This is a genomic window from Thermoanaerobacter ethanolicus JW 200, assembly GCF_003722315.1.
GTDB classification, from domain to species: Bacteria; Bacillota; Thermoanaerobacteria; order Thermoanaerobacterales; family Thermoanaerobacteraceae; genus Thermoanaerobacter; species Thermoanaerobacter ethanolicus.
This window is the reverse complement of the sequence record NZ_CP033580.1, coordinates 2,710,489-2,730,659: the sequence shown is the minus strand read 5'-3', so window position 1 is coordinate 2,730,659 and position 20,171 is coordinate 2,710,489. Positions and strand designations below refer to the sequence as shown.

Here is a 20,171-nt window from a genome sequence, read left to right as displayed (position 1 = left end):
TGATATTCAACTCCTTTCTGTAAAAATTTTTTCTATGTTAATGTTTATAGAAGTATCTTTTATTTCATAAAAACCAGTACTTTCATCCCATATGAGATTATAAATGCTGGTTTTTATTTCATTAGCTAGTAATACTGCATTTTTATATTCTTTTATTATCTCGTTGATTATTTCTTCAAAAGCTGCGACAGTTTCATAAAGTTCTGTCATGTTTTTTGCTTTGAATGAGAGGTCTATTTTTTCTAGCGTTTTGTTATATTTTTCATTTAAAGGTGAATGACATTTTTCTACCCAGTTGATTGCTCCTTGAACTTTTGATTGATAATATTTCTTTGACATTTTTTCAATACTATCTTGTATATAGCGAAATGTTTTATTTTCATCCCAGGAAGTTAAGGCAGAATATTTGTTTTTCATTTTATTTAAAATACTCTGTTCTTCCCAGTAGGAAGACATAAACATCATCTCCTTTATAGTTTCTTGAATAAAAAGAACATTAAGCACAAATAGGATATTTTCTGGGTTTCTGACCTTTTAATAACTGTACATTAAATGCGAATAATGTTCTCATTTTGTGCAACTAAAATAGTTAATTTCAAATTTTTGAGCTTTTTGTGCTTTTAGCGATAATGAAACAATTTTAAATGGACATTTAATTATTTTCATTTAACGACCAAATTTTTTTTGGTCGACCTTTTGTTTTAATTATTTGGCAATTAATTTTGTTTTTGGCAGATAATTTTTGCAAAGCTTCGTTGAGTATTTCAGATTTTATATGGTGATGAAAAATGTTGTTATAGAGTTCTGCTTGGGTCATTGGATTGTTTTGTAGAGCATTTAATATTTTTATTTCTATGGTATCAGGTTTACTTTCTCCAAATAGAAATTTAATTGATTGAACGTTACGATCCCATACGGCGAGTGCGGCATCTATATGGGCTTTTTTAATGGTCATGCTTTTATCCAATACTGCATATATAAGACTCAACCTTAATAGATAGGTTTCTGCTCTCGCTGTAAGATCTGCTACTAATCCGTCTGTATCTTCATTGGAAAGCTCCTTGTATATTTCAATCCAATAGCTTTTTACGGATTCGTCGAATGTTATTACATGGATATTTATGTTATTAAGCCATTCAATTATGTCATGTAGATCTAAAAGTAACTTGTTATAGATACCATCATCTATAGGTGGCGATATGGGCAAGAGTTTACTGCGTCTTACGCATATCCACAGGAAACGATTGTAGAAGCCATTTTTTGTATCTACTTCTTTCATGAATTTTTTTAATTCGGGAGCTGTAATGTGTGCGACAATACTTAGATGATGATTGGAGGATCGAAGAGAGGAATCGTCGTATTTTACGTTATTTTCAATAGTATGATTGTCGAAAGCTTCTCTTATAATATTTGTGAGAATGTTGCCTTCTCTACTACCTATTTTTAAAATGGAACTGAATTCTGGCTCAAACAGCAGCAATCTCTGGTCTTCTCGTTTAATCCATTGCTTTGTTTTTTTATCATACATTTCGTCGCTGACTTTTGCGATAATTCCTTCACCGCTCCCAAAACCGCTCTTTACGCGGTGTGTTACGAAGTTAGAATCTAACCTTTTAAATAATTCTATGACAGCATTCCAGCTTGTCCCTTTTCTTGCTTTAGAACTGTTGCCAACAATGAGAGTATAAATATTGCTATAAATCTTTTCTGTGCCTATCTGCATAAATATTTTTTTATCAATGTAGCAGCTAAAGATTGTTAAAAAAGTCATCAAGAGAGCAGCGGGGTCTGCTTCGGTATAGGGTTCTATTAATTTGACAAATTCACCCGCTAGGCCGTGATATGCTTCTTTAGTGAAGTCAGCAGGCCATGGAATAGCTTCTTCTTCCATTAAAATATCTTCTTCATTAGCATTATATTGACTTGATATTGGTTCAATGGTTATAATTTTTTCAAAGTCTTGATCTTGACTTTTAATTCTTTTAAGTTCAGAGATTATTTGTGATTTATTTTCCATCATTTGTTACCTCCTTGATTACTGATTTAATCACTTCATATTGTTCTTGAATGCTTCCTGTTAGAATAATATCCAACCAGTATTCTATGAGATCCTGTTTATGGCAGGTCTCAACAAATTCGTCGAGCTGTATATCTTCTGGGTTTGTAATGAGTTCTTTTAAACGGCTATAAATATCACGTATATTGCATAAGTAATCGTATATTCTGTCTCTTTGAGTAATAAAAGCTTGGTAAAGTTTTATATCTTCGTAATTTTGTTTTGCTTTGCAATATATTTTGTCAATTTTTTTTGCATATGGTAAATCTATACCAAAGTCTGTTACAAGCCTATAAACAGCGTCTATAGGCTTCAAATTAAATAATAGCGATACAAAATTTATTACATCTCCATGGACTCCGCACCCGAAACATTTAAAAGTATTTCCATTAATACAAAAGCTTGGGTGCTTTTCTGAATGGAAAGGGCATAAGAGCCAATAATAACGCCCTTTCCTTATTGGCTGGAAACCATAGTACTCTATGGCTTCCATAAGATCAATATTTTCTTTTACCACTTGAAATATGTTGTATTTAGAAGTAATCATATTTATCATCCTTCTTTTTTCTTCCATCCACCTTCGAAGCCCTGACCGCCCTGCTCTATCCACTCTTGTAATTTTTCTGGATCGACTCGCAATTGGCGTCCAATTCTCACAACGGGTATAATTCCCTGTCTTGCAAGGGCATAAATCCTATCTATTTTAATGTCAAGAATTTCGGCAACATCGCTTAATTTTAATAATTTTTTATTCATTAAAAACACCTCCACAAAAATTTCCAAAATGCTAAATGGCAATATTTAAGTTATTTTCACAATTGAATACTAAAATTTAACAAAACAAAAGGAGGACATGGAATTATCCATTGTCCTCCTTTTCAAAATAAAAGGAAACAATACACCTTTTTAGGTTTATTGTTTCCTTTTTTGTAGTTTAAGGGCATAAAATACCCTTTTCCACATTTTCTTTTAAAGTTAAAGGCAATTCATCCGCCTTTTCATCACATTTTAACAGACAAACGCCTGTTTTCCTCTTTCATTTAAGATGGCATGTACTTTTATACGTACATCCACCTTTTAAATACTTATAATTGAGAGAAAATGCATCTCTCAATTCCACCTTCGATTTTATTATATCACCTTTTTAGAAAAAGGCAATAGAAATTTTTAATTTTTTTCTGATTTAGAAAGCTAAATATTTTCATAATGAATCGAATTTATTTGATACTTTGTGCAGTATATGTTAAAATATAGCTATAAGATGTTTTGTGAATAACTAATATGTGATGCAATCCAAGAAGTAAAGAGAAGAAATAAGCAAATAGATTGAAAATTAAAATAAAATTCCGACTACAACCTGTATAACAAGATTATATATATTTAAAGTAATTAAAAAATGGATTGATAAAATTTAATTTAATAGGACACGAAAGTAAAAATAAGAAAAGATTAAAAGAAGGTGAGAAAATATGAATAATTTTAATATTAACTCTTTTAATAACGATGAAGAATTTAAAATCGAGTTTTTAGAAGAAAATGAGGATTTTAAGATTGAGATTCCTGGAATGATAGAATTCCCTGCAGAAACTCCTGTTGTAAAACAGGAACAAAAAGAGCCGAAAAAAGAAGTAAAACAAAAAGATAATATTCCTGAGAAACCAACAATTCAAATGATAAGCGCCGAGCTGTTGAAAGAGAACTTACTAAACAGGGAGTTTTTTGACGACATAGAAGGTAGGCAGTGGGAAGAGTTCTTGGAAAGCATCAGGACAAGTGGTATATTGACACCGCTTATAGTAACAGATGATTACACGGTAGTATCAGGAAGTCAAAGATTACGTGCAGCGAGAGAATTGGGGCTGAAAGAAGTACCTTGTATTGTAAAAGAATATAAAAACAAAGATGGTATTAAAAAAGAAGATTGGATTTTAAAAGAACTGTTGGAAGTAAACTATAGACAGAGGGGAATAGCAAACTTAAACCCTATAAAGGTAGCAAAGGGTATATTGGAGCTTGAAAGGATATATGAAATACAGAGGGGAAATAACCAGTATTTAAGAAGTGGAACTTCACTAAGTGGAGAACCATTACCCAAAAAATCCCAATCAGAAATTATGGATACTTTAGGAATCAAAAAAAGTTATTATTACAAACTTAAAAGACTCAACGAACTTATTCCTGCTATACAGCAGCTTGTAAGAGAAAATAAAATACCTGTATCTGTTGCAACCGAAATAGCATATCTTGAACCTTCCATACAAGAGCTTCTTTATAAAACATTAAAAGAAGACATTATGGAAATCAGTATGCAGGAAGTCCAAATGATAAGGGAACAGGCAGAAAAAGATATGCAAGATCTTATCGATCAGTTAAATGAATTAATAAGACAAAACAGAGAAAAAGACCTTGAAATAAAACAAAAAGAAGATGAAATAAAACAAAAAGAGACTCTTATAGAACAATATAAAACAGCTATTGAATTTACAAACGAACAATTAAAAAAACTCCAAAATAAACCAATAGAAAAAATAGAAGTAATTCCTGACAACATAAAACAAGAAATAGAAAATTTAAAGAAACAGCAGGAAAATATCTATGAAAAACTTAAACAAACAGAAGAGGAACTTAAAAAAGCAAAACAGGAATATGAACAAATTAAGCAGGAAAAAGAAAATTACAAAACATTGTGGTTAAAAGAAAAAAATGGAAATACACAAAAACTCTGGAGAATAACAGAAAGCCTTGAAAATACTAAAAGAGAGTTAGAAAAACTTGATTTAGATATTTTAGCATCTTTTGACGAACAAGATAAAGAATCTTTCTTAAATCTTTGCAAACAGCTTAAAGAAATGTTTAGCACGATTATTTCAAAGATTGATACTAATTAAGACGCTTTTATAGCGTCTTTCAGTTTGTGTGCGTCCGGCATGGGCGATAACTAGGCGGTGAAAGTCCGCTGTGGGCTTGGTAGTGGGAACCACTAGCCAAGAGCAAGGGTGTCCATCGTGAGGTGGAATCTGAAGGAAGCTTAAGGCAAAATCTCGGTCTGATGAACAAGAACCAGATAAGAGGCTGAATTGGGATGGATGAGTTTGCGTAACAAAACGAAATCCAACACTACCCGAATCCCATACAGTAAATCTGGCAGATATATGAGATGAAAGTTATCGTTCTTACCCGGGGAGGTCTCAAGGATAAGTCATGGAAGTAAATCTGAAGTGACAACCCATGCACTGATGCATGGCTGAACCTTGAGAAGTCAGCAGAGGTCATAGTACTTATCTAGTCATGAATAGATAAGGAAGGACCGAACGTTAGGAGGTTTTGGGAAATCTTATGGACTCGAAAGATATGCGGAGACTGCAGACAACTCAACAAAGAGGCTATCCGTTGAATAGAGAAATGGAATTTCAAAAGACAACGGAAGTGCATAGTATATCATCGGCGTCGGAAGATGGAAGAAACGAAGTACAAAGATATACCAGCAAGATGCTTGAAATGATAGTAGAACGAGGGAACATGGAAGCAGCATACAAGCGCGTTGTTGCAAATAAAGGAAGCCATGGAGTAGATGGGATGGAAGTAGATGAACTTCTACCGTATCTCAAAGAAAACTGGGCAACCATAAAACAACAACTGCTGGAGGGGAAATACAAACCACAACCAGTGCGAAGAGTAGAAATTCCCAAACCAGATGGAGGAGTAAGACTACTAGGAATACCTACAGTACTAGACAGACTAATACAACAAGCAATAGCCCAAATACTAAATAAAGTCTACAACCATACATTTTCAGATAACAGTTATGGATTCAGACCAGGACGCAGTGCAAAAGACGCAATAAAAGCCGCAGAAGCATACATAAATGAAGGATACACATGGGTTGTAGATATGGACTTAGAAAAGTTCTTTGACAGAGTAAACCACGACATAATAATGTCCAAACTAGAAAAGCGGATAGGAGATAAAAGGGTACTAAAGTTAATACGAAGATACCTAGAATCAGGAGTAATGATAAACGGAATCAAAATATCAACAGAAGAAGGGACACCCCAAGGAGGGCCATTAAGTCCCCTATTAGCAAACATAATGTTGGACGAACTAGACAAAGAACTTGAGAAACGAGGGCATAAATTCTGCCGATACGCAGATGACTGCAACATATATGTAAAAAGCAGGTCTGCAGGAAACAGAGTAATGAAGAGCATAAAGAAGTTCATAGAAAGCAAATTAAAACTAAAAGTCAACGAAGCAAAAAGTGCTGTAGATAGACCATGGAGAAGAAAATTTCTTGGATTTTCATTCTATACAAAAGAAAACGAAGTAAGAATAAGAATCCATGAAAAATCCATCAAAAGGTTTAAGGAAAAAGTAAGAGAAATAACCAATCGGAACAAGGGAATAAGCATGGAAAACAGAATAAAAAGACTAAATCAAATAACAACAGGATGGGTCAACTATTTTGGATTAGCAGACGCGAAAAGCATAATGAAAAACCTTGACGAATGGATAAGGCGAAGACTGTAAGCTTTTATCACTGGAACAGGCTTTTCACATTTTGTTTGCTTCAAATGCTCTCTACAAATAAACCATTGAGTTCCAAAATATCAGCTGATTGAAAATATCCACCAGATTTTATTCTCACTTTTTCAACCAAGCTATTAACACTTTCAACTGCACTTGTAGTATAAATGTGCTTTCGTACCTCCTCCGGGTATCTTGTAAAAGCAAAGTAGTGGTCAGCTTTTTGAAGAATGGTATTTATAAACCGTGGATACTTGCTTACATAAGTGTAAGAAAAGATTACAAAGCTGAAGAAATAGATGAATGGCTAAAAGTTTCACTGCCGATTTTAGAAGGGCCATTTGCAGGAAGACCCTGGATAAAATATGTTTTTAAAAGAGATAACGCGAGCCAATGGTCTAGCGATAAGTGTTTGAAGCAGGAAGTTAATAACCAGTATTTTACATTTAAAGGCTAATAAAAGAAGTGAGATGTTTAGCGTTTGCTTCTGAAGTAATAATTTAACATAAATAGAACATATTTTATATTCAGTAAAGTGAATTACGTATTGGGGGTGAGGTAAGTTAGACAAAAAAATTTTAAAAAATTTACCTACGAAAACTTGACACGGACTTGACAAAAAATTAACTTGACTATATTTGAAAAATCGAATATAATCTATATGAAAGGATGAGAAAAGTGGAAGCTGATTTGTATAGTAAAGTAGCGGAGTATTTTAAAGCATTATCTCATCCTACTAGAATAAAAATAATAGAGCTTTTAAGCAAGAGGGAAATGTGCGTATGTCAAATGATGGCAGCACTAAATTTAGACCAATCCCATGTATCAAGGCATTTAATGGTATTAAGAGCAAATAAAATGGTAAAAACCAGAAGAGAAGGGACTATAATTTATTATTCTTTAACAGATGAAAATATCATAAACATTATCGATGAAGTGAAAAATATCTTTCTTGTCACAAAATAAATTTTTTTACTTGCTATATTCGAATATTCGAATATAAAAATATATGAGGGGGGTTAATATAAATGATAATTGCTTTTGCATCAAAAAACCATCTTGGCTTAAATAGCGATATAGGAAGTAATATTGTTTCATCAGAGTATTTTACTGTTGCAGAAATTGAAAATGGAAAATTAAAGAAAGTCAAAAACGTAGAAAATCCCTTTTTTAAAGAAGAGGAAATAAATGCACAAAAATTTGTTGATTTTATCAAAAATACCAATGCACAAAAAATCGTAATTTCAGTTGTAGATAATGCTGACATAGAAAATGAGCTCTTATTAAATGATATAGAAGTTATAAAGAATGTAAATGGAAGGATAGCTGATATATTGAAAGAGCTTTAAACGCTGGAGAGGAGGTGAAATATGTGGCAAAGAATTGGTATCCTATAATAGATAAAGATAAATGCATTCAGTGCTATCAATGTGTGAACTTTTGTCCACACGACGTTTATACCATTGGTGACGATGGGTATCCGGCTGTTGTAAATCCAGACAACTGCGTGGAATTTTGCCGTGGATGTTCAAAAATTTGTGATAATGAAGCTATAACATATTTTGGAGATAGGAGGTAATTTTTATGAGTAAAAAAGGATTACTTTTATGTGTCTGCCAAGGCACATGTCCATCATTTCAAGAGATGGATACATTTGAAGTTTTGAACACTCTAAGAAGAGAGGGAATTTTTGAATGGGTAGGATTACATCCTCAACTTTGTGCAGATGATGGAGATAGGTATTTAAGGGAATTATTAAGAGGAGCTCAAATAGATGAACTTTATGTTGCTGCCTGTGACCCTACAATGCAGAAGAAAATGTACAGAGATGCTTTTGATGATGTAGGCTTTCCTAGAGATAAGCATATTGGAATCGAAATAAGAAACATGAATACACAGCAGGTTATTGAGGAAATAAAGAAAGCTGTTGCTCAAAGAGAACAATCGCAAAATAAATAATTTTATCTAACACGGCTTCGATTGTTGCTAAAGCTTACAGGCAAGAAATATTTAGCAACAATCGAAGTTATATTTTTATGGTGTTAAAGTTAAATATAAAGTATTCCTCTACTTAGTTGTTGACATATGTTAATTATGTTGATATAATATATTCGTTAATTCGAATATATTAATGGAGGAGCGACCAATGGAACACAGAATATGCTTTAACTGCATTATAAGGCACTTTTCACCGGCATGGTATGCATCCGTTATGGGTACGGGTGGATTTGCTAATGTTCTTTATTTGTTAAGTGCAGAAATGCCTTTTTTAAAACCAGCAGCTGTAGCACTTTTCTTCTTAAATATATTTTTGTTTTTAATATTTATAATTCCGTGGGTAGGAAGATGGTTTTTACATTTTGATAAATTAATAGAGGATTTAAAGCATCCTGTTATGTCTAACTTTTTTGTTACTATGCCTGTAGGAGGTTTAATTCTTGGAACAAACTTTTTTATGATAGGTAAGGAATATTTTAGCATGGCATTTATTGTGACTTTGGGCACAATTTTGTGGGTATATGGTGTAGCTCTTGCCTTGCTTTTTGGAGTTTTTGTAACATACAATATGATGATAACAGAGGGTATAGGTCCTGAGCTTACAAATTACTCATGGTATATAACTCCTGTTGCAAGTATTGTAGTGCCTTTATTAGGAAATCTTCTAGTTAAGGCTTATGTTATAAAAAACATTGAATTGGCAAAATTAATAAATATTATAGATATAGTATTTTATGGAATTGGATTAATGCTCTTTGTCATACTTAGTAGTATTATTTTGAACAGATTTATAAATCATACAATGCCGCATGCCGTGGCAACACCAACTTTCTGGATTATACTTGGGCCTATTGGCGTAGGAACTGTAAGTTTGATGGGTATTGCTGATGCTTCAAAAGAAATAGGACTAATTTTGACGGTAGATACTTTAAAAATGCTTTCTCTTATATTGTGGGGATTTGGGCTTTGGGCATTTGTGCTTACTGTTATAATAACAATTAAATACCTTATAGAAGGTGGAATACCTTTTTCACTTTCGTGGTGGGCATTTATATTTCCGTTGTCAGCATATACTTTGTCGGCTTTTAGTGTATTTATGTATACAAAAATACAGCTTATATACTGGTATACAGTATTATTAGCAATTTTACTTGCTATATTGTGGATAAGCACTTTTATAAAGTCTTTGATTGGAACACTTAATGGTACACTATTGGTTCCACCAGAAGGTAATAAAAAATAGTTGGATATTTTGGTAGCAATAGCGGGTCAAAATTGACCCATTTTCAGCGGTTTTAAATTGACTTACCCTGCTTTTTTAATTAACTATTCATCCTTAATAAAATATGACCATAAATGAAAATATATTTTCTTAAGCTTTAATGTTTAGAGTGCCATAAAGAGTTGTCTTTAACTTATCCTTTAGACGGTAACTGTTACGCCTTATGTTAATTATATGGGCATGGTGCAGCAATCTATCCAATACTGGAGTTGCAAGAATTGGATTCCACATTAGTTCACCCCATTTCACAAATCCTTTTAAACTAAAAAGGGAGTATTTTATGTTACCTTTAGATAATATATTTCTTTAAATTTAGCATACATATACTGTACACCCTAATCACTGGTGTTAGTAGTTATTATTGTAAACACTTCAATTTGAAATATACTAAAATGAAACTTTAAAAAGATAGTCAAAAATAGGTTAGCCATATTTTTATGCAATAATTATAGACTTAACTCATAGGAGAGAGGAAACATTGATGAATAATAAAGGAAGGGAATTGCATCAGAAAGTTGAAATAAGTTTGTTTCATATGTTTTTGATATATTTTAAAATAGGATTTGTTGCTTTTGGACCTACAGCGATGGTAGAAACTAAAAAGAATATAGTAAAAAAATTGGGATGGATATCTGAAAAAGAATTACTTGAAGGACTAGCTGTCGCACAATTATTGCCTGGGGCAACTTTTGTATCGCTTACAGTGTATATTGGTTATAAGTTAAAGGGACTTTTAGGTGCACTGTGCAGCTTTGTTGGTTTTATATTACCTTCATTCTTTTTTATGACAATATTATCTTGGTTGTATTTTAAATATCAAAGTATAGCTTTTACAAATATTATGTTTAAAGGGTTAGAAGCAATTGTTGTTGCATTAATTCTGAATGCTGTGATTGATTTAGCAAAAACATCAATTACTAACGTACGTTTCTTTTTTATAGCTGCAGTATCATTTTTGGTTTCAATATACTATAATAACGTATTTTTATTATTGGCTTTTGCTACACTTATGGGAATATTACTAAATTTGAAAAACGAAGAAATACCCAGAATAATAAATGAAACAAAAATGAAGACAATAAAATGGAAGGATATAATAAATACATCTATTGCTGTTATTATATTTTTTATAATAGTATCTTATGATAAAAATTTATCTAACCTGGCAGAAGTCTTTTTTAAAACTGGTGCATTAGTTTTTGGAAATGGTTATACAATGCTTCCAATAATACAAAATGAAGCTATTAATATTCATCATTGGATAAATTTAAATCAATTTATGGTTGGTGTAGCACTTGGACAGATGACACCAGGTCCGATTATAATAACAGCAACATTTATTGGATATAAGGTAATGGGGATTTTAGGAGCTGTTGTATCAACTATAGCAATATTCCTTCCTTCTTTTTTACTAGTGGTTATTACATTTCAAATATTTGAGAGGATAAAAAATAATAAATATGTCAATTCTGCATTAAATGGGCTAATAGCCACATTTGTAGGATTAATGATGTTAGTTGTAATAAATACAGCAAGGCATGCACTTGTTGATGTATTAACTTCGGCATTATTTTTAAGTGCATTAGCCGTATTGAGATTTACAAAACTTGATACAAAGTGGGTTATATTAATAGGAATAGGATTATATTTAGTTATCTATTACAGTCAATTTATTTTTCACTTTCTACCTTAACGTTTATAGTGATTGTAGATACAGAATTATACTAATATACAGAACTTTTGCTTTTTATTTATAATATCTTTGCATTTGTAGCTTTCAACTTCTTAAGCTGTTACACTTCCATATTTTGTTATATGGTTTATTATTGCTCTACTCTATGAACTAAATATATCTATTATTACCATCATATCCCTCTAATTTCCATGGCAACATGCTGACAGTTTTCTGATTTAAGCTATGTCTTTAATTCCTCAAGATCTTTTAATAAAGTGAAAAGTGTTCTTATCGTTTTTTTGGTTTTTCATCATTAACAGAACCTTTAAGTAAACATGTTACCATAGTTTCTTCATAAACGTCTAATGGTGTTAGTATATTATTGTAGACACTTTAACTCGAACAGGATAAAATAGAAATATAAAGAGAGGAAGTGTTTTTCATATGAAAGATTTAAGACAAGGTTTTTGGTCAATACCTGCAGAAGATGTTCTTAAAAACCTTGAAACAAGTAAAGATGGCTTATCAAACACTGAAGCCAAAAAAAGAATTGTCACATACGGTTATAATTCAATAAAACCAAAAAAAGACAACAATGCTTTGGACATTTTTATATCCCAATTCAAAAGCCCAATAATTTTAATATTATTTTTTGCTGTAGGACTTTCATTTTTTCTTCACGATACGGTTGATGCAATAATCATTTTAACAATAATTCTTGTGAGTGGTCTTTTAAGTTTTTGGCAGGAATATAATGCAAATAACGCAGTTCAAAAATTGCTTGAGATAGTACAGATTAAAGCAACAGTGCTTCGTGATGGAAAGTCTGCAGAAATTCCTGTTGAGGAAATAGTCCCTGGTGACATTGTAATGTTAAAAGCAGGTGCAGTTGTACCTGGGGATAGTTTGATACTGGAATCAAATTCACTAAGTATCGACGAAGCCATCTTAACAGGGGAAACCTTTCCGACAGATAAAGAGGTTGGTGTTTTGCCTTTTGAAACTTCCCTCAGCCAGAGAAGAAATTGTTTATGGATGGGAACCCATGTTGTCAGTGGAACCGCAAAAGCTGTGATTATAAGCACAGGGAAAACAACAGAATTCGGTAGGATTTCGGAAAGGTTGAAAATCAGACCCTTAGAAACTGAATTTGAACGCGGAGTTAAGCACTTTGGTTATTTTTTAATGGAGGTTACATTAATATTAACAATGACTATTTTTGCTATTAATGTATTTTTAAAGCGTCCTGTTCTTGATTCCTTCCTTTTTTCTCTTGCAATTGCTGTTGGCTTAACCCCTCAGCTGCTTCCTGCCATCATTAGTATAAATCTTGCACATGGAGCTAAAATGATGGCACGGGTAAAAGTTATTGTAAAACGACTTGCTTCTATTGAAAACTTTGGAAGTATGGATGTGTTATGTTCAGATAAAACAGGTACTCTGACTGAAGGAATCGTTAAACTTCAATCAACTTTTGATGTTATTGGAAATCAAAGTGATAAGGTTCTTTTTTATGCTTATCTTAATGCATACTTTGAATCTGGTTTTATAAATCCCATTGATGAAGCAATAAGAACATTTAAAGAATTTGATACAAGGGATTACATAAAGCTGGATGAACGCCCTTATGATTTTGTCAGGAAAAGATTAAGCATAATATTAAGCAAATCTAATAAAAGTACTAATGAAGCTCAATCTTATATTATGATTACAAAGGGTGCCTTGGATAATATTATTAAGGTATGCAAAAATGCGGAAATTGAAGACGGAAAAGTTGTTGATATAAAAACGATTCAAGATTTTATTCAAAAGCAATACAGGGAATACAGCGATAAAGGATACAGAACCCTTGGCGTTGCATATAAGAATATTATTGGGACTGAAACAATGGTAAAAGATGAAACAGAATCGGATATGACCTTTTTAGGCTTTATCACCTTCTTTGATCCTCTTAAGCCAAATATAGCTAAGACAATAGAGGACCTTAAAGAATTAGGGATTTCATTAAAAATAATTACAGGAGATAATAAACTGATTGCTTCTAATATTGTGCAGCAACTGGGAATAAAAGGCATGAAAGTTTTAACTGGTTCTGAAATCCATGATATCAGCGACGAAGCACTTATTGAGAAAGTTAGGGAAGTTGCTGTCTTTGCTGAAATTGAGCCAAATGAAAAAGAACGCATAATAATAGCTTTAAAAAAAGCAGGTTATGTTGTAGGATATATGGGCGACGGTATAAATGACGCATCAGCTCTTCATGCTGCAGACGTAAGCATTTCTGTAGATAGTGCTGTTGATGTAGCAAAAAGAGCAGCAGATATCGTTTTGCTAGAGAAAGACTTAAATGTCTTAATAGAGGGTGTTAAAGCTGGAAGAATAACATTTGCCAATACATTGAAATATGTGTTTATGGCAACCAGCGCTAATTTTGGCAATATGTTTAGTATGGCTGGAGCATCATTATTTTTACCGTTTCTTCCATTGTTGCCGAAACAAATTTTGCTGACTAATCTATTGACTGATTTTCCAGAGATGACAATTGCGACAGATTCTGTGGATGAGGATATGATCATGGTTCCAAGACGTTGGGACATAGGTTTTATTCGCAGGTTTATGATTGTGTTTGGTTTAATAAGTTCTATTTTTGATTATTTAACGTTTGGTGTACTTATGTTCATCGTTCATGCCTCAGATGTACAGTTTAGAACGAGCTGGTTTATTGAATCGGTTATATCAGCTTCATTAATTGTTTTGGTTATAAGAACTAGAAAACCATTTTTTAAAAGCATTCCTGGTAAATATTTAGTAATTGCAACCTCTTGTGTTTGCATTGCAACACTTATTATACCTTATTCTCCCATAGCAGGAATATTAGGATTTCAGGCAATTCCTTTTTGGGTGTTGCTCCTTATTGCAACTGTAATAATGGTGTATGTCTTAATGGCTGAAATTATTAAAAAATTGTTCTATAAAAAAGTTAAAAACTAAGTTTTAGTGTATACTGTCCAAAAGAAATAAGAATATGGGTTAATGCAGTAGAATTGCAGGTGGTGTAGGTATATTATTGCAGACACTTTAACTCGAACAGGATAAAATAGAAATATAAAGAGAGGAAGTGTCTACAAAATGCCAAGAGGACAAAGAAAATACAATGATGAATTCAAGAATACTATAGTAGAGTTGTATAACTATGGTAAAAGTCTAGCAGAGCTTTCAAGCGAATATGGCATTTCAAAATCCACAATATCAGGTTGGTTAAAAAAAGCAAAACCAATAAATATAGACAACAAAGGCACAACAATTACAGCAGCAGAATATCAGGCTATGTTAAAGAAGATGGCAAGGCTTGAAGAGGAGAATGAAATATTAAAAAAAGCCATGGCCATATTCGCAAAGGAGTAAGCTCTATATTTGAGTTTATTGAGGAAAATAAAAAATATCATGATGTTAAATTAATGTGTGAAGTTTTAAAGGTTTCAAGGAGCTCCTATTATAAGTATCTTCATAAAACAGAAAGCAAGAGAAGTAGAGAAAACAGGATGTATGAGGAAGAAATAATGAAGATATATGAAGAAAGCAAAAAGCGTTACGGAGCTCCCAAAATTCACAAAATGCTTGTAAATAAAGGCTATGATATAAGTCTTAAAAGAGTCCAAAGACTTATGAATAAATTAGGTATAAAATCTATAATTATCAAAAAGTTTAAACCTTACAGTTCTAACAATAGAGTAGAAGAAAGAGAAAACATTTTAAACAGGGTGTCAATTCTCAAATTAAATCTCCAAAGATTTTCAAATTATAATGGCATTTTTTAAGTGTATAAAAGTATTTTTTCTCAAATTATTACAGCCTGATTAAAAATTTTTTTCACTTTTTAAGAGCATAACCGCCAAAATATGTTAATATCTGTTATTGGCAATTTGGGTTAATTGATGTATAATAAAAAATGAGAGTAGCGAAAGCTACTACTCTCATAAACTGATTTCATTTTGTGCCTGGTATATTACTTCTTCATCTATTTCTCTTAGCCTTTTAGAATACGCATAGAGTAAAGAAGCTGTTACCAGGTTATTTATTATCCTTGGGAGCCCTTTTGTTAGAGAATATATTGCCTCATATGCTGATGGTGTAAATATATCATCCACCATTCCGGCTATTTTCATTCTTGTTTTTATATAATCTTGAATTTCTTCTTTTTTTAGCCCTTGCATTACATACTTTATAGAAATTCTTTGCCTTAGTGCACTGTTTACATTCAAGGCTAGTTTGTTTCTTATGTGTGGTTGTCCTGAAAGTATCAATATATACGGGTTTTGAGAATCCATATTAAAGTTAAATATTATTCTCAAATCTTCAAGAACATCATTAGAAACCAGTTGTATTTCATCTAATATTATGACAGGAGTTATCTTCTGGCTGTAATAAAGTTCTGTTATCGCTCTTTGTATCTGGTGAAAGAGCGTTACTTTTTTGTATGAGGGTGTTTCGCCTAAAATCATAGCCAATGCTTGATAGAATTCTCTCACTGTGAGTGTAGAAAGGGCAAAGTAACATGGTTTAAATGTAGAACGATTGAGGCTTTCAGCATATCTTCTTAATGCGGTAGATTTGCCTGAACCGGCCTCCCCAACGACAAGTCCTATACCCCTTGTTTCTTGTAAATATTTTAGCCTGGCATTTAATTCAGCAATGTCTTCACTTATGTAAAGGTCGTTTACACTTATCTCTTTAGAAAATGGATTAAATTTCATTCCAAAATATTGGGTAAACATTGTAAACACCTCTTTTTTTAATCAATGATATCATTAAAGGATATTACTGGGGAATTAGGTTTTGCCGCAAAATCCACAGTATCTTCATTTTCGCTTACAACCTTTCTGTCTTCGATATATTCTACAGGAATTTTAGCATTATCATGAAAATTTACCTTATACGCTTCCCCTACTTTTTTGCCTTCATGAAAAAGTAAAAGGGGTGTATTATCCTTAAGCCACTGCGGATCATATCTGACTTCTAAGCGCATACCTTTAAACTTTTCTTCTGTTTCATAAAGTATATTTTCCACTTTAAGTGTAGCATCTTTGTTTACTTTACGATTTACTCTTATGAGAAAACATTCATTCAACATATCTATGTCACCACACATATTTACCCTTGATATTTGAGACATGAAAAAATCTAAAGGACTCATGCCAATACTGCTGTGTTCTTTTCGGTTGTAATCCTCCTCCAACCATTTAAAAAACATCATATTAAGCTCATCTATACTCTTTATGGATGTAGGATCTATTGTGCTTAAAAATCTCATTCTCACCGTATGAAAGAATCTTTCTACTTTCCCTTTTGAATGAGGTGAAAAGGGCTCAGCATGAATAAGAGATGTACCTAGTGAAGCACAGATATACTCCAATTGAGTGCTTCTATATATCTTTCCATTGTCAGTGTAGAGCATTTTGGGTATTCCCCTTCTTAGCACTGCTTCTTTAAATGAGTCTCTTAAAGCTAAAAAATTCTGGGTATAGTAAAAGCGAGCATAGGTACACAGCCTGGAAGCATCATCTATATATGCAATAAGGTACGTTTGCCTTTTTGTTTTACCTTCTTTAATATATGACCCATACATGACATCAGTTTGCCACAGTTCATTGATGTATTCATGGGAAAACCTCTTTGTTTTACCCTCTTTTTCTTTATCTAAAGATTTTACAGGAATGTTTTTCAAAAACCTATAGAATGTCGAAAGGGATACTTTATCCGGTGATATTATTCCTTCTCCTATCAATGTCTCATAAAGAAGTTTGTTTGGCATTTCAGGATGTTCAAGCTTCTTTTGCTTTATTTTCTCTGAAAGTTCAAAGTCTATCTTTCTGTATTTGCCTCTGTCGCTTCGATAACCCGGCTTTAACGCTTCTATACCGCCTCTTAAATACTGATATAGCCACCCTCTAAGTGTCTTGGGAGTATATCTTCTCATTCCAAGATAAGGTATCTCAATAGGTTTATCGGAAAGAGCATCAAAATATTCTTTCTGATTTTTTACCTGTCCGTTTAGCACCGGACTTATCAGTGAAAATCTCTTTAATGCTATAGCTTCTCTCGCTTTTTCATCAAGCATTTATATGTTCCCCCTTCACTTTTTTGATTTCTTAATCGTAATTTTAGCTCATACCTGGGGGACATTAAAGGAAAAAGTTATGTTGCTAAGAAAAAATCAAAATTTTTATTTAAATCTTTCGGGTTTAATGCTAAAATTATGTGAGAGAGGCCAGAAATGATTTTTGGCAATGAGCATAAAACCGTTGGGAGAAGAGTGGTACAATGCTTATTATGTCCAAAATCTCTCTGGCCCTCTCTCTTTGTGAGTCAGTCTCAGATAACTTTATGTAAGGGTTTATTTGCCTTAATCCGTATATGATAAAACTTAAATTATTCATTATCCTTTTGGTGTAAAAATATATATGCTGTCTTGAAAATAGTATGGTAGGGAAGTTTCTTTTTAACCCACTTATGAAAGAACTGAGAGTTTTTTCTCTTGTAAGTGTCTCTTTTAAAGACTTTACAATCATATTGAAAGAATACTGAAAATGAGGAATACAGAAATCAGGAAGGTAGGAAAGAGTCCTTTTACACACAGGGCATATGTATCTTCTTATAGCTATTTTTATACAATTGGATCCGTCTAAATAGTAACGGTAATAAAACCCGTGCTTTTTTAGTTTTACTTTACACTTGCAATCGGGATAAGGACATCTATCTGGTGGGGCAGGAAAATTGTAATCTTTACCTTTATGTAAATATCCTTCAATGTTATCAACATGGAAAATTATTTGCATAAGTAACCTCTCCAATTAAAATTAATGCTAAAGGAATCTGAAAAAATTTTTTTAAATTCCTTTAGCATTAATTTTATCACAAGATTATTTAATCTGAAAAATTTTATCGGTTTTGGGCTAAATTAATTTGAAAAATGACAACAGGGATTTTTCTACCACTACAATTAATCAAAAGTGGGTTACTGATATAACATATATTTATACTGTTAAGGACAAATGGTGTTACCTTGCGACAGTAATAGATCTTTATACCAAGAAAGTCATTGGCTATGCGTTTTCTAAAACGATGGATACAGAGCTTGCTATTCGTGCTGTAGAAAATGCCTATAATGCTCAAAAGCCACAGGAGGAGCTTATACTCCATAGTGATTTAGGTTCACAGTATACAAGCACCAAATTTCAAGAATATATATTATCCAAAGGCAACATAAAACACTCATTTAGTCACAAAGGATGCCCTTATGATAATGCATGTATAGAATCTTTTCATGCTTCTTTAAAAAAAAGAAGAAGTAAATTTAGCTACTTACCATGATTTTGATACTGCCAGACTTGCCATATTTGAGTATATTGAATCTTGGTATAATAGAAAGAGACTACATAGTAGTATAGGGTATATGACTCCGCAACAATTTGAGGATTTAATTAAAAAGTCAGCATAAAAATTTCGAGTTTTTGTGTCTACTATATTGACATAAATCCAATTCATTTGAGATATAGTTTTAGGAACATTGGAAAACAATGCTATAAACTTATTAATAAGTAAATTGACGATTAAAAATTCTGATTTTTTAAAATTTTTTTATTTGTGAAGAAGGAAAAACGATTTTTTTGTCGAATACGGTATTTTAGTGAGTAATAATGTAAAAATAAAACTTTTACTAACGAAGTATATGCCACTGCTTTGCTGTGTAGAAGTTATAATTTAAAAATATCTAAAAGATTTTAAAATAACTTCTAAAGAATGTAAATACATACTAAATATATTAAATAATATATTGAAAAAGGCAAGGGCGCAAAGCCACAGGTCTACAGTATGCAAATACTATGACGGCTGGGTTGCCAATTTGTAAATTTAAGTTTAAAACAGGCAATCCGAACAATTGCCTGTTTTGGTATATTAGGTTTCTATTTTTTAAGATAAGCGATAGTATAAAAAGTTATATGTAAAACATATGTTCATATGAATGATTTCCACCCTTTAGCAAAATTATAAAATGAGCCATTGAAATTTTACTAAACCTGGAATGAACGAGTTCTCAACCTTGACAGAAATTCAGGCGAAGATTTAAGAAGGTTTTCAAGAGAATAAAAATGAAAGTCCCAAAAATCAAGGTAGCAACAAGATAAAGACTACTTTAAGAGTAAAAACTTTTAACGGCACCCTAATAAGGGAGGTAAAAAAATGAAAAAAGTACTTATTGTTGATGATGCAACTTTTATGAGAATGATACTAAAAACTTTACTTAAAAAAAATGGATTTGAAGTGGTCGGAGAAGCTGAAAACGGTGTTGTTGCAATTGAAAAATATAAAGAATTGAAACCTGATATAGTAACAATGGACATTACAATGCCTGAAATGGATGGGGTGCAAGCATTAAAAGAAATAAGGGCTTTTGACCCTAATGCAAAAGTTGTTATGATTTCAGCTCTAGGACAGGAATTATATGTTAAGGAGGCTGTTATGTTTGGCGCAAAAGGTTTTATTGTAAAACCATTTAAAGAAGACTATGTTATTCAAACTTTGAGTAAATTATAACTTTAGGGGTACGTAAGGATAAAAAATATTTTTAGAAGGAG

21 protein-coding genes, 2 pseudogenes and 1 riboswitch are annotated in these 20,171 nt (G+C 32.2%); of the genes and pseudogenes, 14 read left to right on the top strand and 9 right to left on the bottom strand.

Annotated elements, in window-relative coordinates; genetic code table 11:
• Positions 1-6 precede the first annotated feature (6 nt).
• From EB239_RS13565 to EB239_RS13550, 4 genes are all read right to left on the bottom strand, one after another.
• On the bottom strand, positions 7-504 hold the full coding sequence (locus EB239_RS13565; RefSeq protein WP_129545163.1) for a hypothetical protein: 498 nt from the start codon (positions 502-504) through the stop codon (positions 7-9).
• A gap of 148 nt (positions 505-652) precedes the next feature.
• Entirely contained in the window at positions 653-2,020 is a 1,368-nt protein-coding gene (locus tag EB239_RS13560; protein WP_003870230.1) for a DUF3987 domain-containing protein, read from the bottom strand.
• A complete protein-coding gene (locus tag EB239_RS13555) occupies positions 2,007-2,630 on the bottom strand; it encodes a CHC2 zinc finger domain-containing protein (RefSeq protein WP_129545162.1) in 624 nt (207 codons plus the stop codon). Before EB239_RS13555 ends, EB239_RS13560 begins: the two co-directional genes overlap by 14 nt.
• Positions 2,609-2,812, bottom strand: coding sequence for a helix-turn-helix domain-containing protein (locus EB239_RS13550; RefSeq protein WP_003870228.1), 204 nt, complete (start codon positions 2,810-2,812; stop codon positions 2,609-2,611). Before EB239_RS13550 ends, EB239_RS13555 begins: the two co-directional genes overlap by 22 nt.
• A 713-nt stretch (positions 2,813-3,525) precedes the next feature.
• Here EB239_RS13550 and EB239_RS13545 point away from each other — a divergent pair.
• Positions 3,526-4,944 carry a ParB/RepB/Spo0J family partition protein gene (locus EB239_RS13545; RefSeq protein ID WP_003870227.1) on the top strand — a complete coding sequence of 473 codons (1,419 nt, stop codon included), beginning with the start codon at positions 3,526-3,528 and terminating at the stop codon, positions 4,942-4,944.
• Positions 4,945-5,392: 448 nt separating this feature from the next.
• Positions 5,393-6,580: pseudogene (gene ltrA / locus EB239_RS13535) on the top strand (group II intron reverse transcriptase/maturase); the annotation flags it as partial.
• Between the two features lie 43 nt (positions 6,581-6,623).
• Here ltrA and EB239_RS15315 read toward each other — a convergent pair.
• Entirely contained in the window at positions 6,624-6,812 is a 189-nt protein-coding gene (locus EB239_RS15315) for a transposase (RefSeq protein WP_404815218.1), read from the bottom strand.
• Between EB239_RS15315 and EB239_RS13525 the strand changes: the two genes are divergently transcribed.
• The 6 genes from EB239_RS13525 to EB239_RS13500 all read left to right on the top strand — a co-directional run bounded on the left by EB239_RS13525 (position 6,804) and on the right by EB239_RS13500 (position 9,821).
• On the top strand, positions 6,804-7,037 hold the full coding sequence (locus tag EB239_RS13525) for a hypothetical protein (protein WP_042835482.1): 234 nt from the start codon (positions 6,804-6,806) through the stop codon (positions 7,035-7,037). The two genes, EB239_RS15315 and EB239_RS13525, sit on opposite strands and share 9 nt — an antisense overlap.
• 221 nt (positions 7,038-7,258) lie before the next feature.
• Positions 7,259-7,546 carry an ArsR/SmtB family transcription factor gene (locus tag EB239_RS13520; RefSeq protein ID WP_003870225.1) on the top strand — a complete coding sequence of 96 codons (288 nt, stop codon included), beginning with the start codon at positions 7,259-7,261 and terminating at the stop codon, positions 7,544-7,546.
• A gap of 62 nt (positions 7,547-7,608) precedes the next feature.
• Positions 7,609-7,929 (top strand): NifB/NifX family molybdenum-iron cluster-binding protein, encoded by a 321-nt coding sequence (locus tag EB239_RS13515; RefSeq protein WP_003870224.1) that lies wholly within the window; start codon positions 7,609-7,611, stop codon positions 7,927-7,929.
• A gap of 23 nt (positions 7,930-7,952) precedes the next feature.
• A complete protein-coding gene (locus tag EB239_RS13510; protein ID WP_003870223.1) occupies positions 7,953-8,159 on the top strand; it encodes a 4Fe-4S dicluster domain-containing protein in 207 nt (68 codons plus the stop codon).
• Between the two features lie 5 nt (positions 8,160-8,164).
• Positions 8,165-8,539, top strand: a complete 375-nt coding sequence (locus EB239_RS13505; RefSeq protein WP_003870222.1) for a hypothetical protein — start codon at positions 8,165-8,167, stop codon at positions 8,537-8,539.
• A 187-nt stretch (positions 8,540-8,726) separates the two neighbouring features.
• Positions 8,727-9,821: a TDT family transporter gene (locus tag EB239_RS13500; protein ID WP_003870221.1), complete on the top strand. Its 1,095-nt coding sequence runs from the start codon at positions 8,727-8,729 to the stop codon at positions 9,819-9,821.
• A gap of 129 nt (positions 9,822-9,950) precedes the next feature.
• On the opposite strand, the gene EB239_RS13495 is transcribed toward EB239_RS13500, so the two are convergent.
• Complete coding sequence (locus EB239_RS13495) at positions 9,951-10,142, bottom strand: ATP-binding protein (protein WP_404815217.1); 192 nt, start codon at positions 10,140-10,142, stop codon at positions 9,951-9,953.
• A 220-nt stretch (positions 10,143-10,362) separates the two neighbouring features.
• On the opposite strand from EB239_RS13495, the gene chrA reads away from it, so the two are divergent.
• The 4 genes from chrA (at position 10,363) to EB239_RS13475 (ending at position 15,353) form a co-directional block, all read left to right on the top strand.
• Positions 10,363-11,553, top strand: coding sequence for a chromate efflux transporter (chrA, locus tag EB239_RS13490; protein WP_318261407.1), 1,191 nt, complete (start codon positions 10,363-10,365; stop codon positions 11,551-11,553).
• A 426-nt stretch (positions 11,554-11,979) separates the two neighbouring features.
• Positions 11,980-14,526: a magnesium-translocating P-type ATPase gene (gene mgtA, locus EB239_RS13485; RefSeq protein ID WP_003870219.1), complete on the top strand. Its 2,547-nt coding sequence runs from the start codon at positions 11,980-11,982 to the stop codon at positions 14,524-14,526.
• Between the two features lie 138 nt (positions 14,527-14,664).
• Complete coding sequence (locus EB239_RS13480) at positions 14,665-14,940, top strand: IS3 family transposase (protein ID WP_003870218.1); 276 nt, start codon at positions 14,665-14,667, stop codon at positions 14,938-14,940.
• A gap of 53 nt (positions 14,941-14,993) precedes the next feature.
• Entirely contained in the window at positions 14,994-15,353 is a 360-nt protein-coding gene (locus tag EB239_RS13475; RefSeq protein WP_129545160.1) for an IS3 family transposase, read from the top strand.
• 156 nt (positions 15,354-15,509) lie between these two features.
• On the opposite strand, the gene EB239_RS13470 is transcribed toward EB239_RS13475, so the two are convergent.
• From EB239_RS13470 to EB239_RS13460, 3 genes are all read right to left on the bottom strand, one after another.
• A complete protein-coding gene (locus tag EB239_RS13470; RefSeq protein ID WP_129545159.1) occupies positions 15,510-16,310 on the bottom strand; it encodes an ExeA family protein in 801 nt (266 codons plus the stop codon).
• A 17-nt stretch (positions 16,311-16,327) separates the two neighbouring features.
• Entirely contained in the window at positions 16,328-17,653 is a 1,326-nt protein-coding gene (locus EB239_RS13465) for a DDE-type integrase/transposase/recombinase (RefSeq protein ID WP_129545158.1), read from the bottom strand.
• Positions 17,654-17,789: 136 nt separating this feature from the next.
• Positions 17,790-18,371, bottom strand: coding sequence for a DUF6431 domain-containing protein (locus EB239_RS13460; RefSeq protein WP_129545157.1), 582 nt, complete (start codon positions 18,369-18,371; stop codon positions 17,790-17,792).
• A 142-nt stretch (positions 18,372-18,513) separates the two neighbouring features.
• On the opposite strand from EB239_RS13460, the pseudogene EB239_RS13455 reads away from it, so the two are divergent.
• Both EB239_RS13455 and EB239_RS13445 read left to right on the top strand, forming a co-directional pair.
• Positions 18,514-19,033 (top strand): annotated as a pseudogene (locus tag EB239_RS13455) (IS3 family transposase); the annotation flags it as partial.
• Between the two features lie 334 nt (positions 19,034-19,367).
• A riboswitch (cyclic di-GMP riboswitch) is annotated at positions 19,368-19,438 on the top strand.
• 338 nt (positions 19,439-19,776) lie between these two features.
• Positions 19,777-20,130, top strand: a complete 354-nt coding sequence (locus EB239_RS13445) for a response regulator (protein ID WP_003870084.1) — start codon at positions 19,777-19,779, stop codon at positions 20,128-20,130.
• The last annotated feature ends 41 nt before the right edge of the window (positions 20,131-20,171 follow it).